Genomic DNA, 22220 nt, shown 5'->3' with positions numbered 1-22220 from the left:
GCACCCACTCTACAGTTTGTAGAGCGCTCCGATCCCCACGGCGCGGGTCCGCGGCCGAGCTGCCTCGAGCCGGGCGGCGCGGATCTCCGCCCACTCGTTCGCCTCGAGTTCGGCCGCGCGGCGGAGGGCCGCCGCGACGGTCGCGGGTCCGCAGGCGCGGGCGGCCGCGTCGTCGGCGGCGAGCTCGACCAGGAGGTGCACGGCCTGGTCGAACGCGCGCGCACCGAAGAGCGCGGGCAGGCAGGCGCGGTTGACGCGGGCGACGCGGAGGAGCACGTCGTGCCGCCCGGCGAGATGGGCGCGCTCGTGCTCGAGCACGGCGCGGAGCTCGCCCGGAGCGAGCCCCTCCGCGAGCGCCGTCGTGACGACGATCCGGCCGCCGTCGCAGGTCGAGCTGAACGCGACGGGGCGATCGGCGCGGACGAACAGCACCTGCACGCCGCGCAGCCGCTCGACCCGGTCGGCGCAGGCGGCGGCCAGGAGGTCGAGGTCGCGGCTCGTCGCGCTCCGGCCGGACAGCAGCGGTTCGGCCCGCGTGAGCACGAGCGCGGCGACGGCTCCCGTGACGGCCAGCGCGCCCCAGGCGAGCACGCCGGCGACCCAACCGGCGTCGAGCGGCCCGGGCCGGTCCGCGACGGCGAGCATGACGCTCCACAGCACGCTGGAGCCGACCGCCGCGGCGCCCGTGAGGAAGACGCCGAGCCAGACCGCGAGCAGCAGGCGGGGCCGGCGGATCGCGGCGCGGCGGAGGCGGAGCAGCCGCGGCGCACCGAGCAGACAGGCGGCGGCGAGCGCGAGCAGCGCGGCGAGGACGATCACGGGGTCGGGCCGCCGACCGCGCGGCGCAGCAGGTCGAGGTCGCGGGGGTCGAGCTGCTCCGCGAAGGACATGAGCGCGGCTCCGCGGTCCGCGGACTCGAAGAGGGCGGCGAGCATCGACTCGGCGGCCACGCCCCCGGCGACGTGACGGAGGGCGAACCGCGCCTCCTGGCCCTCGATCCGCTCCACCGCGCCGGCCTGCTGCAGCCGGGTGAGCACGGTGATCACCGTCGTGAAGGCGGGCACCGGATCCCCGGCGGGCCAGCGCTCGAGGAGCATGCGCGCCGTCACGGGGGCGTCCGCCTCCCGCAGCAGCGTGAGCACCGTCGTCTTCAGCTGCCCGTGCGCCCGACGCCCGACCACTCGCACCTCCGCGGCTCTACGACTTGTGGAGTGTAGTGCGGCCCGTCAGCCGTGGGCGAACCGCGCCGGAGGCCGATCGGGGCGGAGCGACACTCCCTGCATGAGCGACGCGGAGGCGCTGGACGCCTACTCCACGACGGTGATCCGGGTGGCGGAGACGGTGGGGCCGTCCGTCGCCGCGGTGACCGTCCGCACGGCGCGCGGGACGGGCGCGGGCAGCGCGACCGTGATCTCCGACGCCGGCCACCTGCTGACGAGCGCGCACGTGGTCGAGGGCGCCGAGCGGGTCGAGCTCGCCTTCGCGGACGGCTCCGAGGCACGGGCGCGGGTGATCGGCCGCGACCCGCTGTCCGACCTCGCCGTGCTGCGCGCCGACGACCCAACCCCGCCGCCCGTGCCGTTCGGCGACGCGGCGCGGCTGCGGGTCGGGCAGCTCGTCGTCGCGCTCGGCAACCCGCACGGGCTCGCCGGCAGCGTCACGGCCGGCATCGTCTCCGCGCTCGGCCGCTCGCTCCCGACCCGCGCGGGCCGCGTCGTCGACGAGGTCGTGCAGACGGACGCCGCGCTGAACCCGGGCAACAGCGGCGGCGCGCTCGCGGACAGCGCCGGACGGCTGGTCGGCGTGAACACCGCGGTCGCCGGCGTCGGGCTGGGGCTCGCGGTCCCGATCACGGCGACGACCCGGGAGATCGTCGACGCCCTGCGCACGTCGGGTCGCGTCCGCCGCGCGTGGCTCGGGATCGCCGGCGCGCGGATCCGCCTCCGCCCCGAGATCGCCGCCCGGGTCGGCTCCCCGAACGGCGTCCAGGTCGCGTCCGTGATCGACGGGAGCCCCGCCGCGGCGGCGGGCGCCCGCGCGGGCGACGTGGTCGTCTCCCTCGGCGGTGCGCCGATCACGACGGTCGGCGACGTGACGCGGCAGATGGTCGAGCGCGCGATCGGCAGCCGCATGGAGATGACGGTCTGGCGGAACGGCGCGCTCGTCGACGTCGTCGTCGAGCCGCAGGAGCTCCGCGTGCCCTGATCTGCCAGGCTCGAACGGTGGATGAGACCGTCGCCGCCCGTCCGCAGGTGGCGGGCGTCGCGACCACCCTGCTCGCGACCTCCCTGCTCGGCCGCCTGCCGCAGGCGATGAGCGCGCTCGCGCTCGTGCGGATCGTGGTGGACGGCGGAGGCGGGTACGCGTTCGCCGGCGCGCTGACCGGCGGGTACGTGATCGCCTCCACCGCGGGCACGCCCCTGCTCGGCCGCCTCGTCGACCGCTCGCGCCGGCCCCGGGCCGTCCTGCTCGGCTCGGCGGCGGTCGCGACGGCCGCGCTGCTCGGCGTCGCCGCGCTCGTCGCGGTCGCACCGGCGGCCGCCTTCGTCTGCAGCCTGGTCGCCGGCTTCGCCTTCCCGCCGCTCGAGCCGACGCTCCGCAGCGCGTGGCCGCGGATCATGGCGCCCGGGCGCCAGCTCGCTCGGGCCTTCAGCGCGGACGCCGCGGCGCAGGAGGTGCTCTTCATCCTCGGCCCGCTGCTCGCGGTCGGGTTCGCCGCATGGCTGGGCGCGGCGGGCGCCGTGGTCGTCATGGCCGTCGCCGGGCTCGCGGGCACCGCGCTCTTCTGCCTCCACCGCGTCCTCCCCTCGCCGGCCGCCGCCGAGCCCGCGACCGGCCCGCACCCCTCCGCCCTCCGCACCCGGGTGGTGCGGACGCTCGTCGTCGTGCAGATCGCCGCCGGCCTCCCGATCGGCGTGCTCACGATCAGCGCCGCCCGGCTCGCGACGCTGGGCGGCACGGCGTCGCTGAACGGCTGGGCGCTCGCGATCAACGCCGGCGGCGCGCTCGTCGGCGCGCTGCTCATCGCGCGGTTCCCGCTGCGGACGCCGCCGGAGCGGGCGCTCCGGTTCGTCCTCCTGCTCCTCGCGGTGCTCTACCTGCCGACGGCGGCGTTCGGCCTGCCGCCGGCGCTGTGGCTCGTCGGCGCGTTCCTCGCCGGCATCCTCCTGCCGCCGCTGCTGACGCAGGTCTTCGCGATCACGGCCGCCGCGACGCCGGCGACCGCGCTGACGGAGGCGAACGGCTGGGCGATCAGCGCCTTCAGCGTCGGGATCGGCGCGGGCACGGCGATCGCGGGAGCGCTGGCGGGCGCGGCAGGCACGGGCGGGGCGATGGCCGCGGTGCTCGGCGCGTCGGTCCTCGCCGCAGCGGGCGCGGCGTTCGCCGCACCCGCGCGCCTCCGCTGAGCGGCCGCGAGGGGGTCAGAACCCGCTGACGAAGGTGGCCTCGAGCCCCTCGCGAAGCGATCGCTTCATCGCCGGCGACAGCGGCGCGACCGCGTCCGCGAGCAGCTCCGAGACGCGGTCGGCGAGCAGCGCGGCGACCCGCTGCCCCTCCGCGGTGAGGACCACCCGGACGCCGCGCCCGTCGCCCTCCTCTGCGACGCGCTCGACGAGCCCCTTCGCCTGAGCGCGGTCGATCAGGCCGGTCACGCTCGACCGGTCGAGGCCGAGCCCCTGCGCGAGCTCGGCCATCCGGGGTCGGCGGTCGCGGAGGACGCCGAGCACCCGCAGCTGCGTCAGCGACATGCCCTCCTCCGCGGCGAGGCGGGACAGCCGCCCCATGACCTCGAACGAGCTCCTGACGAGCGCGTCGCGGAGCGCCAGGTCCTCCGGGTCGATTGACACCGTTGGTACTCCAAACTCCTTTGGTTCGTGTTCCCAATCATATCCGGAGAGGACCCGCCATGCACGCCGCCGTCGTCGAGTCGTTCGACCGTCCGCCCGCCTTCCGCGAGATCCCCGCCCCCGCCGCCCGGCCGGACGGGGTGCTCGTCGACCTGGTCGCCTCGGCGATCCATCCGCGCGTGCGCTCGCAGGCGGCCGGCTCGCACTACACGAGCACCGACGAGCTGCCGCTCGTCCCGGGCGTCGACGGCGTCGGCCGCGCGCCGGACGGCGCCCTCCGGTACTTCGTGCTGCCGGACACCCGCGACGGCGCGATGGCCGAGCAGGTCGTCATCGACCCCCGACGCAGCGCGGTGCTGCCGGAGGGCGTCGACCCGGTGCGCATCGCCGCCGCGATGAACCCCGCGATGTCGTCGTGGATGGCGCTGACGCAGCGCATCGCCCTGCCCGCCGGCGCGCGCGTCCTCGTGCTCGGCGCGACGGGGAGCGCCGGACGGCTCGCGGTGCAGCTCGCCAAGCGACTGGGAGCCTCCCATGTGACGGCCGCCGGGCGCGACGTCCGGAAGCTCGCGACGCTGCCCGCCCTCGGCGCGGACGCGCTGATCGAGCTCGGCGACGGCGCAGCGGCCGGATTCGCGGAGGCCGGCAGGTCGCTCGACGTCGTGCTCGACTACGTCTGGGGCGACGCGACCGCGGCGGCCCTGCGCGGGATCGTGCCGGCGCGGGAGGACGACGGCCGACCCCTGCACTGGGTCGAGATCGGCTCCACGGGCGGCCTGGAGTCGCCCATCCCGTCCGCCGCGCTGCGCGCGACCGATCTCCGCCTCGTCGGCAGCGGGCAGGGGTCGGTGTCGCCGCGCGCCATCGTGGCGGAGCTGCCCGCGCTCGCGGCCGAGATCATGCGCGGCGGCTACGACGTCCCGACACGCGCCGTGCCGCTCCGCGACGTGACCGCGGCGTGGACCGCGCGGACCGACGACCGGATCGTCCTCGTCCCGTGATCCTCGCTCGGGGGCCGGCTCCTGCGGCTCGAACGCGCTGATGCGGTCCCCCGCCGAGCAGCATCAGCACGTTCCGGCCGCATCAGCGCACTCCGAGGCGCCTGCCCGGACCCCCGCCTCAGGGCAGTCCGAGCACCCGGTCCAGGTGCGGGTTCCGGAGGAGCCCGCCCGGGTCGAGACGGCGCCGCACGGCGAGGAAGTCGTCGAACCGCGGGTAGCGGCCGCGCAGGTCGGCCGCGTCGCGGGTGTGCAGCTTGCCCCAGTGCGGCCGCCCGTCGAACCCGCGGAACACCCGCTCGGCGATGCGGAGGTACTCCCGCCGCACGTCGCGGTGGTAGCAGTGCGCGGCGATGTAGGCGGTCGGCCGCGCGTACGAGGTGCTGAGCCAGGCCGACTCGTCCGCGGCCACCGCGCGGACCTCGACCGGGAACGAGATCCGGAGGCCGCTGCGCCGGACCGCGGACCGGAACGCCTCGAAGGCCTCCGGCAGCGCCTCGAGCGGCACGCCCCACTCCGTCTCCGCGAACCGCACCCGCCGCGGCGACGTGAAGACCGCGTGGGACGGCGCGGCGTACGAGCGCTCCGCGACGGTGCGGCTGGCGATGCGGTTGATCGTCGGCACGAGCAGCGGTGCGCGCCGGCCGAGCCGGCACGTGAGCTCGAAGAGCCCGTTCGCGAGGACCTCGTCGTCGATCAGCCGCTGCAGCCGGGAGCCCTGCGGGCCGACCTCGTCGAGCGGGATGCGGGTGTTCGTCTTCGTCAGCGCCAGCTCGGTGCCGGGGAACCAGTAGAACTCGAAGTGGTCCGCCGCGGCGACCCGGTCGGCGAAGCCCTCCACGACCGGCCGGAGGGGCTCGGCCCGCTCATCGGCCGCGAGGCCGAACGCGGGTGCGAGCTGCAGGGTGACGGCGGTGACGACGCCGAGCGCGCCGAGGGACACCCGGGCCGCCAGCAGCAGCGGATCGTCCTCGCCCAGGTCGAGCACCTCGCCCGCGGGCGTGACGAGCCGCAGCCCGACGACCTGCGAGGCGATCGGGCCGAAGGCGCCGCCGGTGCCGTGGGTGCCGGTGCCGATCGCGCCCGCGATCGTCTGGTGGTCGATGTCCCCGAGGTTCTGGAACGCGAGCCCGAACCGGCCCGCGATGCGGGCGACGGCCGCGATCGTCGTGCCGCCGCCGACCGTGATCCGGCCCCGGTCGCGGTCGATGCTCCGGAGGCCGGCGAGGCCCGTCGTCTCGAGCAGCACGCCCTCGGTCCGCGCGAGCGCGGTGAAGCTGTGCGCCGCGCCGACGGGCCGCACGGCGAGGCCGTCCGCGGACGCGTCGCGGAGGGCGCGCGCGACGGCCTCCGCGCTGCGCGGCCGCACGACGCGGGCCGGGGTCGAGCGGCTCGTCCTGCCCCAGTTCGTCCAGGTCCGCCCGGTCACGAGTACGTCGCCCCCTCGCCGCGGTAGGTCGGCCACTCCCCCACGAGCGCGCCGGACCGCACCAGACGGTACGCCGCGAGCCGCTCGGCGGGCTCCCCCGACTTCGTGTGCCGGAGCACGACCCGGTCGCCGACCGCGAGGCGACCGCCGCGGACCGGCGTCTGCACCTCGCCCGCCTGCTCGCGCGGCTCGTAGTCGAGGCCCCGCGGCCAGACCGGCAGCGGCCGCCGGTCCGGTCCGACGGGCCCGGAGGCGATCCAGCCGCCGCCCTCGAGCGTCGCGACGCCCGCGCTCGGCACGCGGACCACCGACAGGACGAAGGAGGCGGCCGGCGCGGGGCGGAACGTCCGGTACCGGTCGAACAGGTGGCCGCCGAACAGCCCGCTCCCGGCGGTGACCTCGGTGACGGAGGAGTCGCCGATCGTCGCCTCGATCGAGCCCGTCCCGCCGCCGTTCACGAACTCGAGATCGGTCAGCTGACGGAGGCCCGCCACGGCGGCCTCCCGCCGCGCGAACGCGACCTCGGCGGAGCGGCGCTTCACCCCGGCGATGATCCGCTCGTAGGCGCGGTTCGCGCCGTAGCGGTCCACGACCCCGGCCATCTGCGCCTCGTACCCCATCAGCCCGACGAGCCGGAACCCCGGCCGCGCGGCGACGTGCCGGCCGAGCGCGATCGCGGCCGCCGCGTCCCGCAGCGGCGAGCGCCGCACGCCGAGGTGCCCGAGGACGGGGAGGTCGATGCTCATGTCGAGGTCGAGCGCGACCCGCAGCGGCGGGCGGGAGGCCGGCGCCACGGCCGCGTCGACGAGGTCGAGCTGCGCCACCGCGTCGATCATCAGGGTGATCCGCGCGGCCGCCTCCTCGTCCGCGGCGAGCGCCGCGAGCGCGGCGCGGTCGACGACCGGGTAGCCGAGCACGACGTCGTCGATCCCGGCAGCGACGAGGCGCAGGGCCTCCGGCAGCGAGTAGGCGAGCACGCCGTGCCAGCCGGGCAGCGCGAGGACGGACTCGATCGCCTCCCGCACCCGCAGGGACTTCGAGGCGAGGCGGATCGGCGTGCCCTTCGCGCGGCGCACGAGGTCGTGCGCGTTCCAGGCGAGCGCGTCGAGCTCGAGCACGCCGAGCGGGGCGTCGAGACCCGCGGTCGCCTCCAGCACACCCGGCCAGAACCGCGTCGGGTCCGTCCACGGCGTGGCCGTCGGCGGCGGCAGCGCGATCACGCGACGCCCCGCACGCGCGAGACCGACACCGCGCCGAGCGCGGAGAGCACCCCGGCGCCGACGAAGAGCGCGCCGAAGCCGCCGGACGCGACGATGAGGGCGGCGCCGACGATGGGCCCGAAGGCCTGCGGCACCGCGAGGGCGACGTTCATGATCCCGAGATCCTTCCCGCGGTCCTGCGGATCGGGCAGCACCTGCGTCGCGAGCGCCTGGTCGACCGCGAGGAACACGCCGTAGCCCGCGCCGAGCAGCGCGCCGCCGACGAGCGTCGTGCCGTAGGACGGCACGAGCGCGAGCAGCAGCCCCGCGACCGCCTGCAGCGCGGCGGCGGCGCCCACGAAGGCGCGGCGGCGCCCGGTGCGGTCGCTGGCCCGGCCGGCGACGAGGCTCGCGACGACCAGGGCGACGAGGTAGACGAGCACGAGCGGGATGAGGTCGTCCTCCGCGTGCGGGTCCCCGAGCCCGTCCGCGAGCCAGTACAGCAGGAGGCTCGTGCCGAGCGCGTTGCCGAGGTTCACGAGCAGGCGCCCCGTCAGCGTCCACGCGAAGTCGGGGTGCGTGCGCGGGTCGATCCAGAGGGAGGCCGTCATCTGCCGGATCCCGGGTCGCGCGGCGGGCGCCGACGCGGGCGCGTCCGGTATGCGGAGGAGCAGCGGCACCACGAGGACCACGAGCACGAGCGCGACGAGGGCGTACGAGCCGGCCCGGGACAGCGCCAGCGCCTCGACGAGCAGCAGGCCGAGGATCGTGCCCGCCGCCTGCGGCACGGAGACGAAGGCCGACACGACGCCGCGCTGCTCGACCGGCACCTGATCGGCGATGAGCGCGGTCAGCGCGGAGGACACCGCGGCGAACCCCGCGAGGGCGACGCACCAGGCGAGCGCGATCCCGACGACCGACGTCTGCAGGCCGAGCAGCAGCAGCCCCGCGGCGAACAGGGCGGTGCCGACCGCGATCCAGGGGCGGCGGCGGCCGAACCGCGAGACCGTCGCGTCCGACAGCGCGCCGACGACCGGGAAGGCGATGAGCGCGGCGACGCCGGCCGCCGCGGACACCCAGCCGAACCGCATGATCGTGTCGACGAAGCCGTGCTCGCCGGTCGTGCCCGCGACCTGGGCGGGCAGCAGCAGCTGGATGACCGTGAGCTGCGCGAGCCAGACGCCCAGCCAGGCGACGGCGAAGCCGCCGATCCAGCGCGCGCCGACGCGGACCGCGGGCTCGACGACGGTCACGCCTCGACCAGTCCGAGCACGGCGCCCGCGCCCGTCGCCAGCGAGCGCCGAGCGGCCGCGTCGTCGCGGTCGACGAGCCAGCGCGCCGCGACGCCGTCGGTGATCACCAGCACGAAGCGGGCGACGTCCTCCCGCGGCACGGCCCAGCGCACCGCGAACCGCTCCTCCGCGGCGCGCACGAACGCGCCGATCGAGCCCGCGTAGCCGTCGTAGACCCGCTCCGCGAGCCGGCGCAGCTCCGCGGAGGAGCGGGACCAGGCGACGATCTCGTGCAGCGCCACCTCGACCTCCGGGTCCTCGGCGGCGCGGTCGAGCCAGCCCTGGAGGGCGCCTCCCACGAACTCGCGGAGGGAGCCCGCCTCGGCGACGGAGCCCGCGACCGCCACCGACTGCGCGGCGAGGATCGCGGCGACCAGCTCCTCCACCATCGCCGCGTGCGACGTGAAGACGTAGTGGAAGCTCGCGGTCGGCATGCCGGCCTCGGCCGCGATCGCGCGGGTCGAGGCGCGCGCCATGCCGCCGCGGGCGATCACGCGGACCGCCGCGGCGAGCAGCGCCGCCCGCCGGTCCTCCACCGCGATCCGCTGCACCGCGCACCTCCGAGCCGGGAGTTGGACGAGCGTCCAACTCCGCGCACAGTAGCGCTCCGGCCGCCGCGGGTCGAGAGCGCGCAGCGGCGCGTCCGCCCCACGTCCCCCGCCGGTCGAGGTGCGAGCGAAGCGAGCCTCGAGACCATGCCCGTGCAGTGGTGCCGGACGGGCAGCAGAGCGCTACAGCGCGGCCGCGAGCGAGCGCCCCACCACGCGGCCGGTGAAGAGGCAGCCGCCGAGGAAGGTCCCCTCGAGCGCGTTGTAGCCGTGCGCACCGCCGCCGCCGAACCCGGCGGCCTCCCCCGCGGCCCACAGCCCGGGCAGCGGCGCCCCGTCCGCGCCGATCGCCCGCCCGTCGAGGTCGGTCTGGACGCCGCCGAGCGTCTTCCGGGTGATGACGTGGAGCTTCACCGCGACGAGCGGCCCCGCGGCCGGGTCGAGAAGGCGGTGCGGGGTCGCGACGCGGGTGAAGCGGTCGCTCCGCGCGCGGCGGGCGTTGTGGATGCTCTGCAGCTGCGCGTCCTTCGTGAACGGATTCGCGAGCTCGGCGTCGCGCTCCCGGATCTGTCGCTCGATCGCGGCGAGCTCCAGCGGCGCCTCCGGGGCGATCCGGTTCATGCCCGCGACGAGGTCGCCGAGCCGGTCGGCGACGACGAAGTCCGGGCCGTGCCGCTCGAACGCGGCGACCGCCGGCGTCGGGCCGCGACCGAGGCGCGACCGGAGCAGCAGCGGCCAGTCGTGGTTCGTGAGGTCCGGGTTCTGCTCCGAGCCGGAGAGCGCGAACTCCTTCTCCACGACCTTCTGCGAGGCGACGAACCAGGAGTGGTCGAACGCGGCGATGTCGGGGTCGGTGCGGAGGAGCCGCAGCGTGCCGAGCGTGTCGTGCCCCGGCAGCCCGGGCGCCGGCAGGCGCCGGCCGAGCGCGTCGAACCACATCGACGACGGCCCGGGCAGGATCCGGATGCCGTGCCCGGCCCAGATCGGGTCCCAGTTCGCGACGCCCTCCGTGTAGTGCCACATCCGGTCCTTGTTCACGACGCGGGCGCCGGACGCCTCCGCGATGCCGATCCCGCGGCCGTCGACGTGCGCGGGGACGCCGGTGAGCATGCGGCGCGGCGGCCGGCCGAGCCGCTCCGGCCACATCGCGCGCACGAGGTCGTGGTCCGCGCCGATCCCGCCGGACGCGAGCACCACCGCCTGCGCGCGGAGCTCGAAGTCGCCGACGACGTCGCGGTTGGAGGCGACGCCGCGCGGGGCCTCGTCCGGCGCGAGCACGGCGCCGCGCACGCCGACGACCGCCCCGCCCTCGACCACGAGCCCGTCGACGCGGTGCCGGAACCGGAGGTCGAGCAGCCCGGCAGCGGCAGCCGCGCGCGCCTTCGCGGCGAAGGGTCCCGAGACGCCGGTGCCGGTCCCCCACGGCAGGTGGAATCGCGGCACGGAGTTCCCGTGGCCGCCCGCGCGGCCGTTGCCGCGCTCCGCCCACCCGACGAGCGGGGTGAAGCGGACGCCGTGCTGCTGCAGCCAGGCCCGTTTCTCCCCGGCCGCGAAGGCGACGTACGCCTCGCCCCATGCCGCGGCCCACCGGTCCTCGTCGTCGAGGCGGTCCCACTGCGCGCTGCCGCGCCAGTCCTGCCAGGCCAGCTCCGCCGAGTCGCGGATGCCCCACCGCCGCTGCTCGGGGCTGTCGACGAGGAACAGCCCGCCGAACGACCAGAACGCCTGGCCGCCGAGGTTCCCGGCGTTCTCCTGCTCGACGAGCGCGACGCGGCGCCCCGCGGCGGTCAGCTCGGTCGCTGCGACGAGCCCCGCGAGGCCGCCGCCGACGATGACGACATCGGCATCCATGCCTGCGACCCTGCCACGACCGTCAGCGTCCGCGCGCCTCCCGCCGCCGGCGCCGGGACCGCGCTGCCCGCTGGACGACCAGCGTGACGACCGCCGCGACGAGCAGGCACCCGATGTTGACGCCGAGCTGCACCGCGGCGCCGCCCGCCTCGTCGAGGCGCCCGGTGACGAGCGCGGCGCCGATGTTCGCCGCAGCCGGGATGGTGGTGACGCTGATGAACACGCCGACGAGCGCGCCGGAGCGGGAGCTCGTCAGCGAGACGACGCCCGCGACGCCGGCGATCAGCGCCACGATGACGCTGAACTGGTCGGGGTGCGAGATGAACGAGGTGAGGGGCCGGTTCCCGTCCAGGTAGCCGGCCGGCAGCCCGAACGTCGCCCGGATCAGCGCGACGACCCCGGCGGTGGCGGCGATCGCGACGGGGAAGCCGACGAGGAGGGGCACGGCGCCGCGCAGCAGCTGCCGTGGTCGCCGCCGGACGATCGACAGGGCGATGAACGCGAGCGGCCCGAACTCGGGGCCGAGGACCATGCCGCCCACGACGAGCACCTCGCTGTCGGTGAGGATGCCGACCGCCGAGATCAGCGTTGCCGCGATCAGGAACACGAGGAAGGTCGCCGAGAGCCGCGCGTCCTCCCCCGTCCGCTCGGCGAGCTGGTCCCAGAGCACCGCGTCGACGCCCTCGCCCGGCGCGGCGCGCTCGGCCCGCTCGATGCGGTCGCCGATCGCGACGGCGATCTCCGTGACGGTGATCGTGCCCCCGAGCGCGGTGCAGTGGTGGCGGAGGCGGTCGATCAGCTCGTCCGCCGACTCGCGCGCGACGTCCGCCTCGATGACGTCGCCCCGCGGGTCGACCGCGGCCCCCGGCAGGTGTCGCAGGGACGCGACGCCCTCGTGCGCCCGCAGCTCCTCGAGCGCCGGTCGGGAGCGGTCGGACGGGAGCACGAGCGCCAGGTGCAGCACGGCCCCGATCCTGCCCGGCGTCCGGCGACGCGCGCTGCACGCGGCCCGGCCCCCACCGCACGATGCAGCGCCGGCCTCCGCGTCATCCGCCGTCACACGACGCCGGGTCCGGCGCTCGCGTCCGTATGGTGCCGGGATGTCTCCGCTGCTCGCGCTCGCCGCCCTGGCCGCACTCGTCGTGCTCGCCACCGCGCTCGGCCTGCTGCACCGGGCCGGTGCGGGGCGGCTCCGGACCGCCTCCGGCGATCGCGTCACCGCCGCCGACCTCGGAGCGGAGGCGCCGCTCGGCGCCCGCGCGACGCTCGTCCAGTTCTCCACGCCGACCTGCGCGCAGTGCCCGGGGACGGCGCGGCTGCTCCGCGCCGTGGCCGACGGGCACGAGGGCGTCGTGCACGTCGAGGTGGACCTCACCCGGCGACCCGACGTTGCGGACCGGTTCGGCGTCCTCCAGACCCCGACCACCCTGCTCGTCGACGGCGGCCACCGGGTCCGCGCCCGCATCGGCGGCGCGCCGCGGCGGGACGCCCTCGACCGTGAGCTCACGACCGTCCTCGGAGGCGACCATGTCCGCTGACCGCGCCCGCATCGACCCGCGCGGCCCGCGCTTCGGCGCCGGCATCACCGCGGTCCTGCTGCTCGTCGACGTCTTCCTCGCCCTCGTCGGCGCGGGTGTCGTCGCGACCGTGCTGCTCGCCGCGATCTGCGCCCTCTTCGCCTGGGGCGCGTTCGCCGGGATCGAGCGGCACCCCTCCGGGCGCCTGTTCCGCGCGCTGATCCGCCCGCGCCTGCAGCCGCCGACGGAGCTGGAGGACGCTGCGCCGCCGACCTTCGCCCAGGGCGTCGGGTTCGTCATCACGCTCGTCGGCGTCGCACTCGGCGCGTTCGGCCTGCCGGCCGGGCTCGCGGTGTTCGCGGCGATGGCGTTCGTCGCCGCGTTCCTCAACTCGGTGTTCGGGTACTGCCTCGGCTGCCGGCTGTACGTGCTGCTGCTCCGCGCCCGGGTCATCCGGCCGGCGTAGGCGCCTCCGCCGCGTCGGCGCGCGGGCGGCGGAAGCGGGCGAGCAGGATCGGCGCGGCCGTCAGCCACGGCACCGCGACGAGCCCGAGCAGCAGCGACGGGTCGAGCCCGGCGACCGCTCCGGCGACGGCGGCGCCGATCGCCGCGGTCACCGCCCGGGTGCCGGCCGCGACCACGAAGACCTGCGCGCGCACGTCCGCGGGGCTCTCCTCCTGCCGCAGCCGCAGCATGGCGGCGACACCGGTCGCGTCCGGCAGCCCGGACAGCGCGAGCGCGACCGCCGTCAGGGCGAAGGAGGGGCTCACGGCCGCGAGCAGCGTCAGCACGCCGGTCGCCGTGAAGCTGACCGCCATCATCAGCCGCGGCCGCACCGCGGCGACCCGGCGGGTGATCGCGGGCACGGCGACGAGCAGTGCGCCCGTGACGCCGCCGATCGAGAAGGCGGTGAGCAGGAGCCCTCCCGCGCTCTCGGCGAGCCCGCGGTGGACCGCGACGAGCACGGCGACGACGGGCATCATCCCTGCGCCGAGCTGCACGACCGCGCCCGCGAGCACGACGCGGGCGAGCGGCCCGTGGGTGACGAGGTGGCGCGTCGCGCGCGCGACGCCCCGGGCGAGCGACCGCGGATCCGCGGCGCCGCCCCGGCCGGCGATCGGCAGCACCTGGAGGAGGAGGCCGCCCGCGACCATCACCGCGGCGAGCGCGAGCAGCGCCCCGGTGGCGGTCAGCAGCGCGCTCATGCCGGCGACGACGGCCGGCCCGGCGATGCCCGCGAGGTTGTAGCTCAGGGCGTCGACCGCGAAGCCGCGGGCGTGGTCGCCCGGCATCGCCTCGTCCACCCAGGCGGAGAGGCCGCCGATGAACACCGGCACGACGCAGCCGCCCGCGAGCAGTCCGAGGATCACGAGCGGGAGCGGGACCGCGCCGACGAAGGCGGCGGTCACGAGCGCGGCGGCGAGCACGACGCTCGCGCCGAGCATGAAGCGCTTCGGCGAGCCGACCGCGTCGGTGAGGGCGCCGATGACGGGCGCCGCGACGACGCTCGGCGCGTTCAGCACGGCGATCAGCACCCCGCCGATCGCGACGCTGTCGAGGCGGGTCGCCGCGGCGAGCGCCAGGGCGACGCCGGCGCCGTTCGTGACGAGCCGGACCGGGATGGCGCCCGCGAGGTAGACCGCCTCCGCCCGCCTGCCCGCCACCGCACCAGCCTTCCAGCGCCCACCGACGAGCGGGCTGCGAAACATCCCTCGCCTACGATGCGCCGCGTGACGGAACGAGCGATCAGGGCGGTGGCGGTGTTCTGCGGCGCGCGGGACGGCGTCGACCCGAGGCACCTCGAGGCGGCGTCCGAGGTGGGGCGCACCCTCGCGGAGCGCGGGATCACCGTCGTCTACGGCGGCGGCGGGACCGGACTGATGGGCGCGGTGGCGAACGGCGCGCTCGGCGCGGGCGGCACCGTCGTCGGGGTGATCCCTGAGGCGCTCATCGGGCCGGAGCTCGCGCACCCGGACCTGGCCGAGCTCCACGTCGTGCAGACCATGGCGGAGCGGAAGGCGATGATGGCCGAGCTCGCGGACGTCTTCGTCGCGCTGCCGGGCGGCGCGGGCACCCTCGAGGAGATCGTCGAGCAGTGGTCGTGGGCGATGCTCGGCTACCACTCCAAGCCGTGCGGGTTCCTCGACGTGCTCGGGTACTGGTCGCCGATGCGGGAGCTCGTCGCGCACATGGTCGGCGAGGGCTTCCTCTCCGACCGGGGCGCCGCGATGATCCGCTTCGAGTCCTCCCTCGAGCCGCTCCTCGCCGCCCTCGAGGACGCGTGACCGACCTCGTCGTCCGGGTCGTCGCGGCGCTCGTGACCGATCCGTCGGGGCGCCAGCTCCTGGTCCGCAAGCGCGGCACCGACCGGTTCATGCAGGCGGGCGGCAAGCCGGAGGCGGGTGAGACCCCGCGCGGCGCGCTCGTCCGTGAGCTGTCGGAGGAGCTCGGGCTCGACGTGCCCGAGACCGCCCTGGAGCCCCTCGGCCCGTTCGTCACCGACGCGGCGAACGAGCCGGGTCACCGGCTCGAGGCGGAGGTCTTCCGCCTGCCGCTCACCGCCGGCGTCGCGGACGCGATCGAGCCGCACGCGGAGATCGAGGAGCTCCGCTGGTGCACCCCGTCCGAGGCGGAGGCTCTCGGCGCCCGCCTGGCCCCGCTGGCCCGCCTCCTCCTCCCCCGCCCCACCCCCTGAACTTTGCTCACGCTTCTTGCCGCCCGTGCTGGCTGCAGGCGGCAAGAAGCGTGAGCAAAGTCAGAGAAGGAGGGAGCGGACGCGACGGATGAGCTGCTCGGCCAGCGCGCCGCGGAGGTCGTCGGGCAGGACGCGCACGACCGTCCACCCGGCGGCCTGCATGCGCTCGTAGCGTCCGACGTCGTAGACGAACTGCTCGCGGTCGCGGTGGCCGTCCCCCTCGTACTCGACGGCGACGAGGCGCTCCCGCCACACCATGTCCGGGTGCACGATCCCGCCGGGCAGGTGGACCTCCGCGTTCAGTTCCGGCTCCGGGATCCCGGCCCGCACGAGCAGCAGCCGGGTGCGGGTCTCCCCCGGGCTCGCCGCGCCGCGCCGGATCTCGCGGAGCGCGCGTCCGAGGCGCTCACGCCCCGGACGCTAGGGCGTCTCGGCGGCAGCCCGCATCGCCTCGAGCAGCTCGTGTTCGCGCCAAAGCACGGCGTCGCCGAGCACGATCAGCTCGTCGACCGCCAGCAGCGGGGCCATCTGCGCCCACGCCTCGTCCATCCGGACGACGGGCAGGCCGCCGAGATCGACGACCGGCGGGGCGATGCGGATGCGGTGCCCGACGACACCGCGCGTCGTCGGCGCTCGCCCCGGCATCACGACCGAGACGTGGAGGTCGAGCTCCTCCTCGAACGCCCGCGCGAGCGGCAGCCCCTGCAGCAGCACCAACGTCTGGTGGCTGAAGGCCTGGCCGGGCTTCATCCGCACCCGGTACGCCGTGCAGCGCTCGCGGAGCGTTCCGAACGAGCCCACGATCTGCACGCCGTGGAAGGGCCGCCGGATGTCCCGCCGGCGCAGGCGGCCGGGACGCAGCCCTGCGCGCTCCGCGTCGTCGCGACTGAAGGCCCTGCCCTCGAGGTCGTCGGGGAGGGATCTCGGTTCGGCCATGGCAGGCATGGTGCCGACCGGGCCCGTTCCTCGCCTCGAGTTCTCCACAACCCGCACTTTGCTCACGCTTCTTGCCGCCGCGATCCGAGTCGCGCGGCAAGAAGCGTGAGCAAGTTCGGGGAGGTCAGAGGTCGCCGGTGCGGATGACGTCCGCGTACCAGCGGGCGCTGTCCTTCGGCAGCCGCTCCTGGGTCGCGTAGTCGACCCACACGATCCCGAAGCGCTTCGAGTAGCCGAGCGCCCACTCGAAGTTGTCGAGCAGCGACCAGACGAAGTAGCCGCGGAGGTCGACGCCGGCCTCGATCGCGTCCTGCGCCGCCGCGAAGTGCCGCCGGAGGTAGTCGATCCGGTCGGCGTCGTGCACGGCCCCGTCCTCGACGACGTCGGGGAACGCGGCGCCGTTCTCGGTCACCATGAGCGGCAGGTCCGGGTAGCGCTCGTGCAGCGAGACCAGGAGGTCGGTGAGCCCGGCGGGGTCGATGTTCCACCCCATGTCGGTCAGCGGCCCCTCGGGCGGCAGGATCTCGACGACGTCCGCGCCGGACCACGGGCTCGGCGCGGGCTCGACGGGTCCCTCGTGCAGCCGCACGTGAGAGGTCGAGTAGTAGTTCACGCCGAGCACGTCGATCGGCTGGCGGATCGCCTCGAGGTCGCCGTCCTGCACGAACGACCAGTCGGTCAGCGCGGCCGTGTCCTCGAGCAGGTCGGCCGGGTAGGCGCCCTCGAGCATCGGCCCGAGCCAGATGCGGTTGCCGACCGCGTCGAGCCGGCGGGCGGCCTCCGGCCCGGTCGGGCCCTCCGGTCGGAACACGTGGAGGTTCAGCGTCACGGAGAGCTTCGCGTCCGGCAGCTGCGCGCGGATCGCCTGCGCGGCGAGCCCGTGCGCGAGGTTCAGGTGATGCGCCGCCCGGAGCGCGGCGACCGGGTCGGTCGCGCCCGGCGCGTGGACGCCGGCGCCGTAGCCGAGGAACGCCGCGCACCACGGCTCGTTCAGCGTCGTCCAGGTGTCGACGCGGTCGCCGAGCGCCTCCGCGACCGCGCCCGCGTAGGTCGCGAACGCCTCCGCGGTGGAGCGCTCGCGCCATCCGCCCTCGTCCTCGAGCACCTGCGGCAGGTCCCAGTGGTACAGCGTCGCGACCGGGGTGATGCCGCGGTCGAGCAGCCCGTCGACGAGCCGCGAGTAGAAGTCGAGGCCCTTCCGGTTGACCGCGCCGCGCCCCTCCGGCACGACCCGCGGCCACGCGACGGAGAAGCGGTAGGCGTGCAGCCCGAGCGTCGTCATCAGGTCGAGGTCCGCCTCCCACCGGTGGTAGTGGTCGTCGGCCACGTCGCCGGTGTCGCCGCCGACCGTCCTCCCCGGAGTGCGGCTGAACACGTCCCAGATCGACGGCCGCCTGCCGTCCTCGTCGACCGCGCCCTCGATCTGGTACGACGCCGTTGCACTGCCGAACACGAATCCCTCGGGGAACCCCATACGACCTCCTCGTCGGCCCGATCCTGCCATCCCGGCCGCACTCATCCTGTTCATGCGGTGAGCACATCGACCGTGCGGAGGCGGCCACTACGATCCCGGGTCCAGGAGGACGGATGCGACTGCACCGCGTGACCCTCGGCCTCGCCGTCGCGGCGGCGCTGACGCTCGGAGGCGCCTCGGCGGCGTGGGCGGAGCCGCCCGTCGACCTGGGATCGCAGCAGCTCGTCGATCAGGCGGACGTCCTCTCGTCCGCGCAGGAGACGACCGTCCGGGACGCCATCGAGTCCTACGACAACGCGACCGGCTCGGACCTCCGCGTCGTCTTCGTGAAGACCTTCACCGACCCGTCGGACCGGCAGCAGTGGGCCGTCGACACGGCCCAGAACGGCGACTCCTCCAACGACGTCGTCGTGCTCGCGGTCGCGACGCAGGACCGCAACTTCGGGATCGCCCGCTCGAACGACTTCGCGCTCGATCGCAGCGAGCTCGACCAGGTCGCCTCCGACGACCTCGTACCACGGTTCAAGCAGAACGACTGGGCCGGCGGCGTGGAGGCGTTCGCGGACGGGCTCCGCCAGGCGCAGCAGCAGGCGGGCGGCTCGTCGGGCGACGGCACGTCCCAGGGCTCCTCATCGAGCGGCGGCAGCGGCGCCCTGACGATCTTCCTGTTCATCGCGCTGATCGTCGTGATCGTGATCGTGGTCGTCGTGATCCGGCGACGCATGCGCCAGCCGGCCGCGGTCGGCGCCGGCGACGGCACCGCGGCTCCCGTGGGGCCGCCGCCCGTCGACCAGAAGGAGCTCGACCGCCGCTCGAGCCGTGCGCTCGTCGCCCTCGACGACGACCTGACGACGAGCGAGCAGGAGCTCGGCTTCGCGACCGCGGAGTTCGGCGACCAGGCCGCGAAGCCGTTCGCGGAGGCGCTCGCGACCGCCAAGCAGCGCGCGCGGGACGCGTTCACGATCCGGCAGCAGCTCGACGACGACGTCCCGGAGACGCCGCAGCAGCAGCGCGAGATGACCGAGCGGATCATCGCGCTCTGCGAGGAGGCTGAGCAGACGCTGCAGGCGCAGCAGTCCGCCTTCGACGACCTGCGGAAGCTCGAGCAGCAGCTGCCCTCCGCGGTCCCCGCGGCGTCGCAGGAGCAGCAGCGCCTGACTGCCCGCGCGGCGGAGGCGTCGAAGGCGCTCGACGTCATCCGCACGCGGTTCGGCGAGGACGCCGTGCACGGTGCCGCGGACGACCTCCAGCAGGCGCAGGATCTGCTGACGCTCTCGACGCAGGCGCTCGCCGACGCCGGCACGGCGGGCTCGACGAGCACCGGCGGCGGCGCGGTCGCACTCCGGAGCGCGCAGCAGGCGCTCGCGCAGGCGGGCGTGCTGCTCGACGGCATCGTCTCGGCGCCGACCGAGTTCATGACCGTGAAGCGGCAGCTCGACGCCGCGGTCGACGACACCCGGAACGACATCGCCGAGGCGGAGCGCGCGGGGTCGCGCGACAAGGAGCTGTCCGCCGCCGTCGCGGCGGCCCGCGCCGCGATCGAGACCGCCGACCTGCAGGCGCCTCCGGCCGGCCTGGTGACGGTCGAGCAGGCGAACGGTCGGCTCGAGCGGGCGATGGCGCCGATCCGGGATCAGCAGCAGCGGCTGTCGCGCGCGGTCGCGACGCTGCCCCGCGCGATCGACAGCGCCGATCAGGCCGTCCGCGACGCACGGCGCTACATCGAGAACCGGCGCGGCGGCGTCGGCAGCGAGGCCCGCACCCGGCTGAGCGAGGCGCAGCGCGAGCTCGACCGGGCGAACGCGCTGCAGCAGAGCGACCCGGTCGACGCCCTCGGCTCGGCCCAGCACGCCCTCGCCCTCGCCCACGACGCGGCCGACCTCGCGCAGCGGGACATCGACGACTTCCGCAGCGGCGGCGGCTGGGGCGGTGGCGGGTACGGCGGCGGCGGCAACGGCGCCTTCGGCGGCGCGGTGCTCGGCGGCATCCTCGGCGGCATCCTCTCCGGCGGCGGCCATTCGAGCGGCTGGGGCGGAGGCGGCTGGGGTGGCGGCGGCTTCGGCGGCGGAGGAGGCTTCGGCGGCGGAGGCGGCGGCTCCTTCGGCGGGGGCGGCGGCGGTGGCTTCAGCGGCGGGGGCGGCGGCTCGTTCTGACCCGCCGGGTCTCGACCCACCAGATCCACGAACGAACAGGAACAAGGAGAACCCCATGGTGAAGCAATCGATCTTCGGCCGCATCTCGACCCTCGTCCGCGCGAACATCAACTCGCTGATCGACCAGGCCGAGGACCCGGAGAAGATGCTGGACCAGCTGGTCCGCGACTACACGAACTCGATCGCGGAGGCGGAGGACGCCGTCGCGGTGACGATCGGCAACCTGCGCATGCTCGAGCAGGACCACAAGGAGGACGTCGACGCGGCCGCCGACTGGGGTCGGAAGGCGCTCGCAGCCTCGTCGAAGGCCGACGAGCTCCGCTCCGCCGGGAACACCGCCGACGCGGACAAGTTCGACAACCTCGCCAAGGTCGCGATCGGCAAGCAGCTGCAGAGCGAGAAGGAGGCGAAGGACGCGGAGCCGACCATCGCCAGCCAAACCGAGGTGGTCGACAAGCTGAAGGAGGGCCTGAACGGCATGCACCTGAAGCTCGACCAGCTGCGGTCGAAGCGGAACGAGCTCGTCGCCCGCTCGAAGACCGCGGCGGCGCAGTCGCAGGTGCTCGGCGCGATGAAGTCGATCGACATCCAGGACCCGACCAGCGAGCTCGGCCGCTTCGACGAGAAGGTCCGCCGCGAGGAGGCGAAGGTCATGGGGCAGCAGGAGCTGGCCTCCTCCAGCCTCGACAAGCAGTTCGAGAGCCTCGAGGACCTCGGCACGCAGTCGGAGATCGAGGCGCGCCTCGCCGCTCTGAAGCAGCCCGTCGAGCTGACGGCGACGCCCCACCGCGACCAGCAGTAGCCGCCGCCCTGGTTCACGGATACGGAGATCCGGAGCACCGATCTCCCCATCCGTGAACCCGTCCGAAGCGCGGTTCGCTGCGGGCGGCGGAGGAGGGCGGGGTTAGCGTCGAGGCATGAAGCGCCTCATCGTCCGTCTGCTCATCGTCGCGGCCGGCTTCGTCCTGGTCCATCGGATGCGCGACGCGCAGGAGCACGCGTTCGCCTGATGCGGAAGGGCCCCGCCGACGTCGGTCGACGGGGCCCTTCGTGCGCGGTCAGGCGCTGACGTGGATGGCGCCGTTGACGCCGTGCGGGTAGAAGCCGCCCTTGTCGACCGGCTTCCCGGACAGGTTGAGGTAGACGATGTCGAGCACCGCGCCCGGCGTGCGGCTGTACGCGATGCTGTTCCGGTCCGTCGGGACCAGGTTGGCACGGTCCCGGTCGCCGATGCCCTGGTCGTCGTCGCCCGGGCCGTCGAGCAGATCGCGGGCGTCCGAGAGCTTGTTCACCGTGCCGTAGAGGCTCGGGTCGAGGAAGCCCTCCGCGTAGAGCGTCGTGCGGACGATGCCGGCGTGGTACGCCTCGACCGCGAGGATGCCGGCCGCGGCGTCCAGGTAGGTCTTGTTCGTGATGAGCGGCGCTGCGCCCTTGTAGGCGGTGACGCCGACGTCCTCGAACAGGAACGCCCCGAGCAGGAAGTTCGTCTCGCTCGCGAACGGATCGAAGGTCTGCCCCTTCTTGATCACGCCGGCTGCGGTCGCGGCCGCGGTGAAGCTGGTCTGCAGATCGATCGACGGCCGTGAGACCTTCGCGTTCCCCAGCGCGCTCCGGAGGAAGGCCACGTGGTCCTTCTCGTCCATCGCGATCTCGCGGGCGTAGTTCTTGATCGCCTTCGTCCGGAACGGCACCTTGTGCCCGCCCCGGACCCGGCCGCGATCGCACTTCCCGGTGGTGTAGCCGTCGGGGAGGCCCTCCCCGGTGACGGCGCGGAGGTAGAACTCGGCCTCGAGGTACTCGAGGTTGAGCGCGAAGTTGAGGATCGAGCCGTCGTTGACGGGACCGTTGCCCCAGTGCGCCGGGGCGGCCGTCGCCGCTGCGGAGGAACCGAGGACCGCCGCGCCGGCACCGGCGCCGGCGATGCCCGCCATCGTGAGGAGCTTGCGGCGGTCGACGGCGGTCTCCGCGCTCCGCTCGACGACCTGGCCGAGGAACTGCTTTCCGAACATGGGTGACGTCTTCTCTGTCGTCATGGGGCGGGCGCACCCACGGCGACGCCCGCACGACCCCCGGGCAGGGGTCACGTCCCGGACGCTAGGTCCGGGTGTCGCCGGCTCGGAAGGCGCGCCGGGCGTCCTCTCAGCGTCGAGCGCCGCGATGCGCGCAGATGCGCGCATCCGGGCCCGCGCGACTGCACTCGACCTGCGCGCCGCGTCACTTGAGCGGGTCGTTGCCCCGGTCCGTCAGCGAGCGGCGCCACCTCGCGTGCGCCTCGTCGAG

General features: G+C 75.4%; 23 protein-coding genes. 9 read left to right on the top strand and 14 right to left on the bottom strand.

Annotated features, from left to right (window positions below):
• Window positions 1-9 precede the first annotated feature (9 nt).
• Together CLV52_RS05195 and CLV52_RS05190 are read right to left on the bottom strand one after the other, a co-directional pair.
• Window positions 10-819, bottom strand: a complete 810-nt coding sequence (locus tag CLV52_RS05195) for a M48 family metalloprotease (protein WP_133765202.1) — start codon at window positions 817-819, stop codon at window positions 10-12.
• The gene (locus CLV52_RS05190) at window positions 816-1181 is read right to left on the bottom strand and encodes a BlaI/MecI/CopY family transcriptional regulator (protein ID WP_162850718.1); all 366 of its coding nucleotides are present in this window, start codon (window positions 1179-1181) and stop codon (window positions 816-818) included. Before CLV52_RS05190 ends, CLV52_RS05195 begins: the two co-directional genes overlap by 4 nt.
• 100 nt (window positions 1182-1281) lie before the next feature.
• Here CLV52_RS05190 and CLV52_RS05185 point away from each other — a divergent pair, with 100 nt between their 5' ends.
• Window positions 1282-2205, top strand: a complete 924-nt coding sequence (locus CLV52_RS05185; protein WP_133765200.1) for a S1C family serine protease — start codon at window positions 1282-1284, stop codon at window positions 2203-2205.
• Window positions 2206-2222: 17 nt separating this feature from the next.
• The gene (locus CLV52_RS05180; RefSeq protein WP_133765199.1) at window positions 2223-3407 is read left to right on the top strand and encodes an MFS transporter; all 1185 of its coding nucleotides are present in this window, start codon (window positions 2223-2225) and stop codon (window positions 3405-3407) included.
• A gap of 15 nt (window positions 3408-3422) precedes the next feature.
• Here the strand turns inward: CLV52_RS05180 and CLV52_RS05175 are convergent, their stop codons facing one another.
• Entirely contained in the window at window positions 3423-3848 is a 426-nt protein-coding gene (locus CLV52_RS05175) for a MarR family winged helix-turn-helix transcriptional regulator (protein WP_246017967.1), read from the bottom strand.
• 59 nt (window positions 3849-3907) lie between these two features.
• Here CLV52_RS05175 and CLV52_RS05170 point away from each other — a divergent pair, with 59 nt between their 5' ends.
• Window positions 3908-4849 (top strand): quinone oxidoreductase family protein, encoded by a 942-nt coding sequence (locus tag CLV52_RS05170; protein ID WP_133765198.1) that lies wholly within the window; start codon window positions 3908-3910, stop codon window positions 4847-4849.
• Between the two features lie 118 nt (window positions 4850-4967).
• Here the strand turns inward: CLV52_RS05170 and CLV52_RS05165 are convergent, their stop codons facing one another.
• The 6 genes from CLV52_RS05165 to CLV52_RS05140 all read right to left on the bottom strand — a co-directional run bounded on the left by CLV52_RS05165 (window position 4968) and on the right by CLV52_RS05140 (window position 12129).
• Window positions 4968-6275 (bottom strand): D-arabinono-1,4-lactone oxidase, encoded by a 1308-nt coding sequence (locus tag CLV52_RS05165; protein WP_133765197.1) that lies wholly within the window; start codon window positions 6273-6275, stop codon window positions 4968-4970.
• On the bottom strand, window positions 6272-7495 hold the full coding sequence (locus CLV52_RS05160) for a type III PLP-dependent enzyme domain-containing protein (RefSeq protein WP_133765196.1): 1224 nt from the start codon (window positions 7493-7495) through the stop codon (window positions 6272-6274). Before CLV52_RS05160 ends, CLV52_RS05165 begins: the two co-directional genes overlap by 4 nt.
• A complete protein-coding gene (locus tag CLV52_RS05155) occupies window positions 7492-8727 on the bottom strand; it encodes an MFS transporter (RefSeq protein WP_133765195.1) in 1236 nt (411 codons plus the stop codon). The genes CLV52_RS05160 and CLV52_RS05155 overlap by 4 nt, the downstream gene beginning before the upstream one ends.
• Window positions 8724-9317: a TetR/AcrR family transcriptional regulator gene (locus CLV52_RS05150; RefSeq protein WP_133765194.1), complete on the bottom strand. Its 594-nt coding sequence runs from the start codon at window positions 9315-9317 to the stop codon at window positions 8724-8726. The genes CLV52_RS05155 and CLV52_RS05150 overlap by 4 nt, the downstream gene beginning before the upstream one ends.
• Before the next feature lie 180 nt (window positions 9318-9497).
• Complete coding sequence (locus tag CLV52_RS05145) at window positions 9498-11165, bottom strand: FAD-binding dehydrogenase (protein ID WP_133765193.1); 1668 nt, start codon at window positions 11163-11165, stop codon at window positions 9498-9500.
• A gap of 22 nt (window positions 11166-11187) precedes the next feature.
• Window positions 11188-12129, bottom strand: coding sequence for a DUF389 domain-containing protein (locus CLV52_RS05140; protein WP_133765192.1), 942 nt, complete (start codon window positions 12127-12129; stop codon window positions 11188-11190).
• Window positions 12130-12265: 136 nt separating this feature from the next.
• Here CLV52_RS05140 and CLV52_RS05135 point away from each other — a divergent pair, with 136 nt between their 5' ends.
• The gene (locus CLV52_RS05135; RefSeq protein ID WP_133765191.1) at window positions 12266-12703 is read left to right on the top strand and encodes a TlpA family protein disulfide reductase; all 438 of its coding nucleotides are present in this window, start codon (window positions 12266-12268) and stop codon (window positions 12701-12703) included.
• Window positions 12693-13148: a DUF4395 domain-containing protein gene (locus CLV52_RS05130; RefSeq protein ID WP_133765190.1), complete on the top strand. Its 456-nt coding sequence runs from the start codon at window positions 12693-12695 to the stop codon at window positions 13146-13148. The genes CLV52_RS05135 and CLV52_RS05130 overlap by 11 nt, the downstream gene beginning before the upstream one ends.
• Here the strand turns inward: CLV52_RS05130 and CLV52_RS05125 are convergent.
• Window positions 13132-14346, bottom strand: a complete 1215-nt coding sequence (locus tag CLV52_RS05125; protein WP_133765189.1) for an MFS transporter — start codon at window positions 14344-14346, stop codon at window positions 13132-13134. The two genes, CLV52_RS05130 and CLV52_RS05125, sit on opposite strands and share 17 nt — an antisense overlap.
• A gap of 66 nt (window positions 14347-14412) precedes the next feature.
• Between CLV52_RS05125 and CLV52_RS05120 the strand changes: the two genes are divergently transcribed.
• Window positions 14413-14967 carry an LOG family protein gene (locus CLV52_RS05120; protein ID WP_246017966.1) on the top strand — a complete coding sequence of 185 codons (555 nt, stop codon included), beginning with the start codon at window positions 14413-14415 and terminating at the stop codon, window positions 14965-14967.
• Window positions 14964-15377 carry an NUDIX hydrolase gene (locus tag CLV52_RS05115; protein ID WP_133765188.1) on the top strand — a complete coding sequence of 138 codons (414 nt, stop codon included), beginning with the start codon at window positions 14964-14966 and terminating at the stop codon, window positions 15375-15377. The genes CLV52_RS05120 and CLV52_RS05115 overlap by 4 nt, the downstream gene beginning before the upstream one ends.
• A 60-nt stretch (window positions 15378-15437) precedes the next feature.
• On the opposite strand, the gene CLV52_RS05110 is transcribed toward CLV52_RS05115, so the two are convergent.
• The 3 genes from CLV52_RS05110 to CLV52_RS05100 all read right to left on the bottom strand — a co-directional run bounded on the left by CLV52_RS05110 (window position 15438) and on the right by CLV52_RS05100 (window position 17787).
• Window positions 15438-15707 carry a hypothetical protein gene (locus CLV52_RS05110; protein ID WP_133765187.1) on the bottom strand — a complete coding sequence of 90 codons (270 nt, stop codon included), beginning with the start codon at window positions 15705-15707 and terminating at the stop codon, window positions 15438-15440.
• 90 nt (window positions 15708-15797) lie between these two features.
• Entirely contained in the window at window positions 15798-16313 is a 516-nt protein-coding gene (locus tag CLV52_RS05105; protein WP_133765186.1) for a hypothetical protein, read from the bottom strand.
• Window positions 16314-16437: 124 nt separating this feature from the next.
• Window positions 16438-17787: a GH1 family beta-glucosidase gene (locus CLV52_RS05100; protein WP_246017965.1), complete on the bottom strand. Its 1350-nt coding sequence runs from the start codon at window positions 17785-17787 to the stop codon at window positions 16438-16440.
• A 113-nt stretch (window positions 17788-17900) separates the two neighbouring features.
• Here CLV52_RS05100 and CLV52_RS19030 point away from each other — a divergent pair, with 113 nt between their 5' ends.
• Together CLV52_RS19030 and CLV52_RS05090 are read left to right on the top strand one after the other, a co-directional pair.
• A complete protein-coding gene (locus tag CLV52_RS19030) occupies window positions 17901-19940 on the top strand; it encodes a TPM domain-containing protein (protein ID WP_133765184.1) in 2040 nt (679 codons plus the stop codon).
• A 55-nt stretch (window positions 19941-19995) separates the two neighbouring features.
• Window positions 19996-20742 (top strand): PspA/IM30 family protein, encoded by a 747-nt coding sequence (locus CLV52_RS05090; protein ID WP_133765183.1) that lies wholly within the window; start codon window positions 19996-19998, stop codon window positions 20740-20742.
• 256 nt (window positions 20743-20998) lie between these two features.
• On the opposite strand, the gene CLV52_RS05085 is transcribed toward CLV52_RS05090, so the two are convergent.
• The gene (locus tag CLV52_RS05085; RefSeq protein WP_133765182.1) at window positions 20999-21949 is read right to left on the bottom strand and encodes a ferritin-like domain-containing protein; all 951 of its coding nucleotides are present in this window, start codon (window positions 21947-21949) and stop codon (window positions 20999-21001) included.
• Window positions 21950-22220 lie beyond the last annotated feature (271 nt).

This window comes from Amnibacterium kyonggiense, from assembly GCF_004364555.1.
GTDB classification, from domain to species: Bacteria; Actinomycetota; Actinomycetes; order Actinomycetales; family Microbacteriaceae; genus Amnibacterium; species Amnibacterium kyonggiense.
The sequence above is the reverse complement of the archived record's forward strand: the minus strand, read 5'-3'. Positions and strand labels throughout refer to the sequence as shown.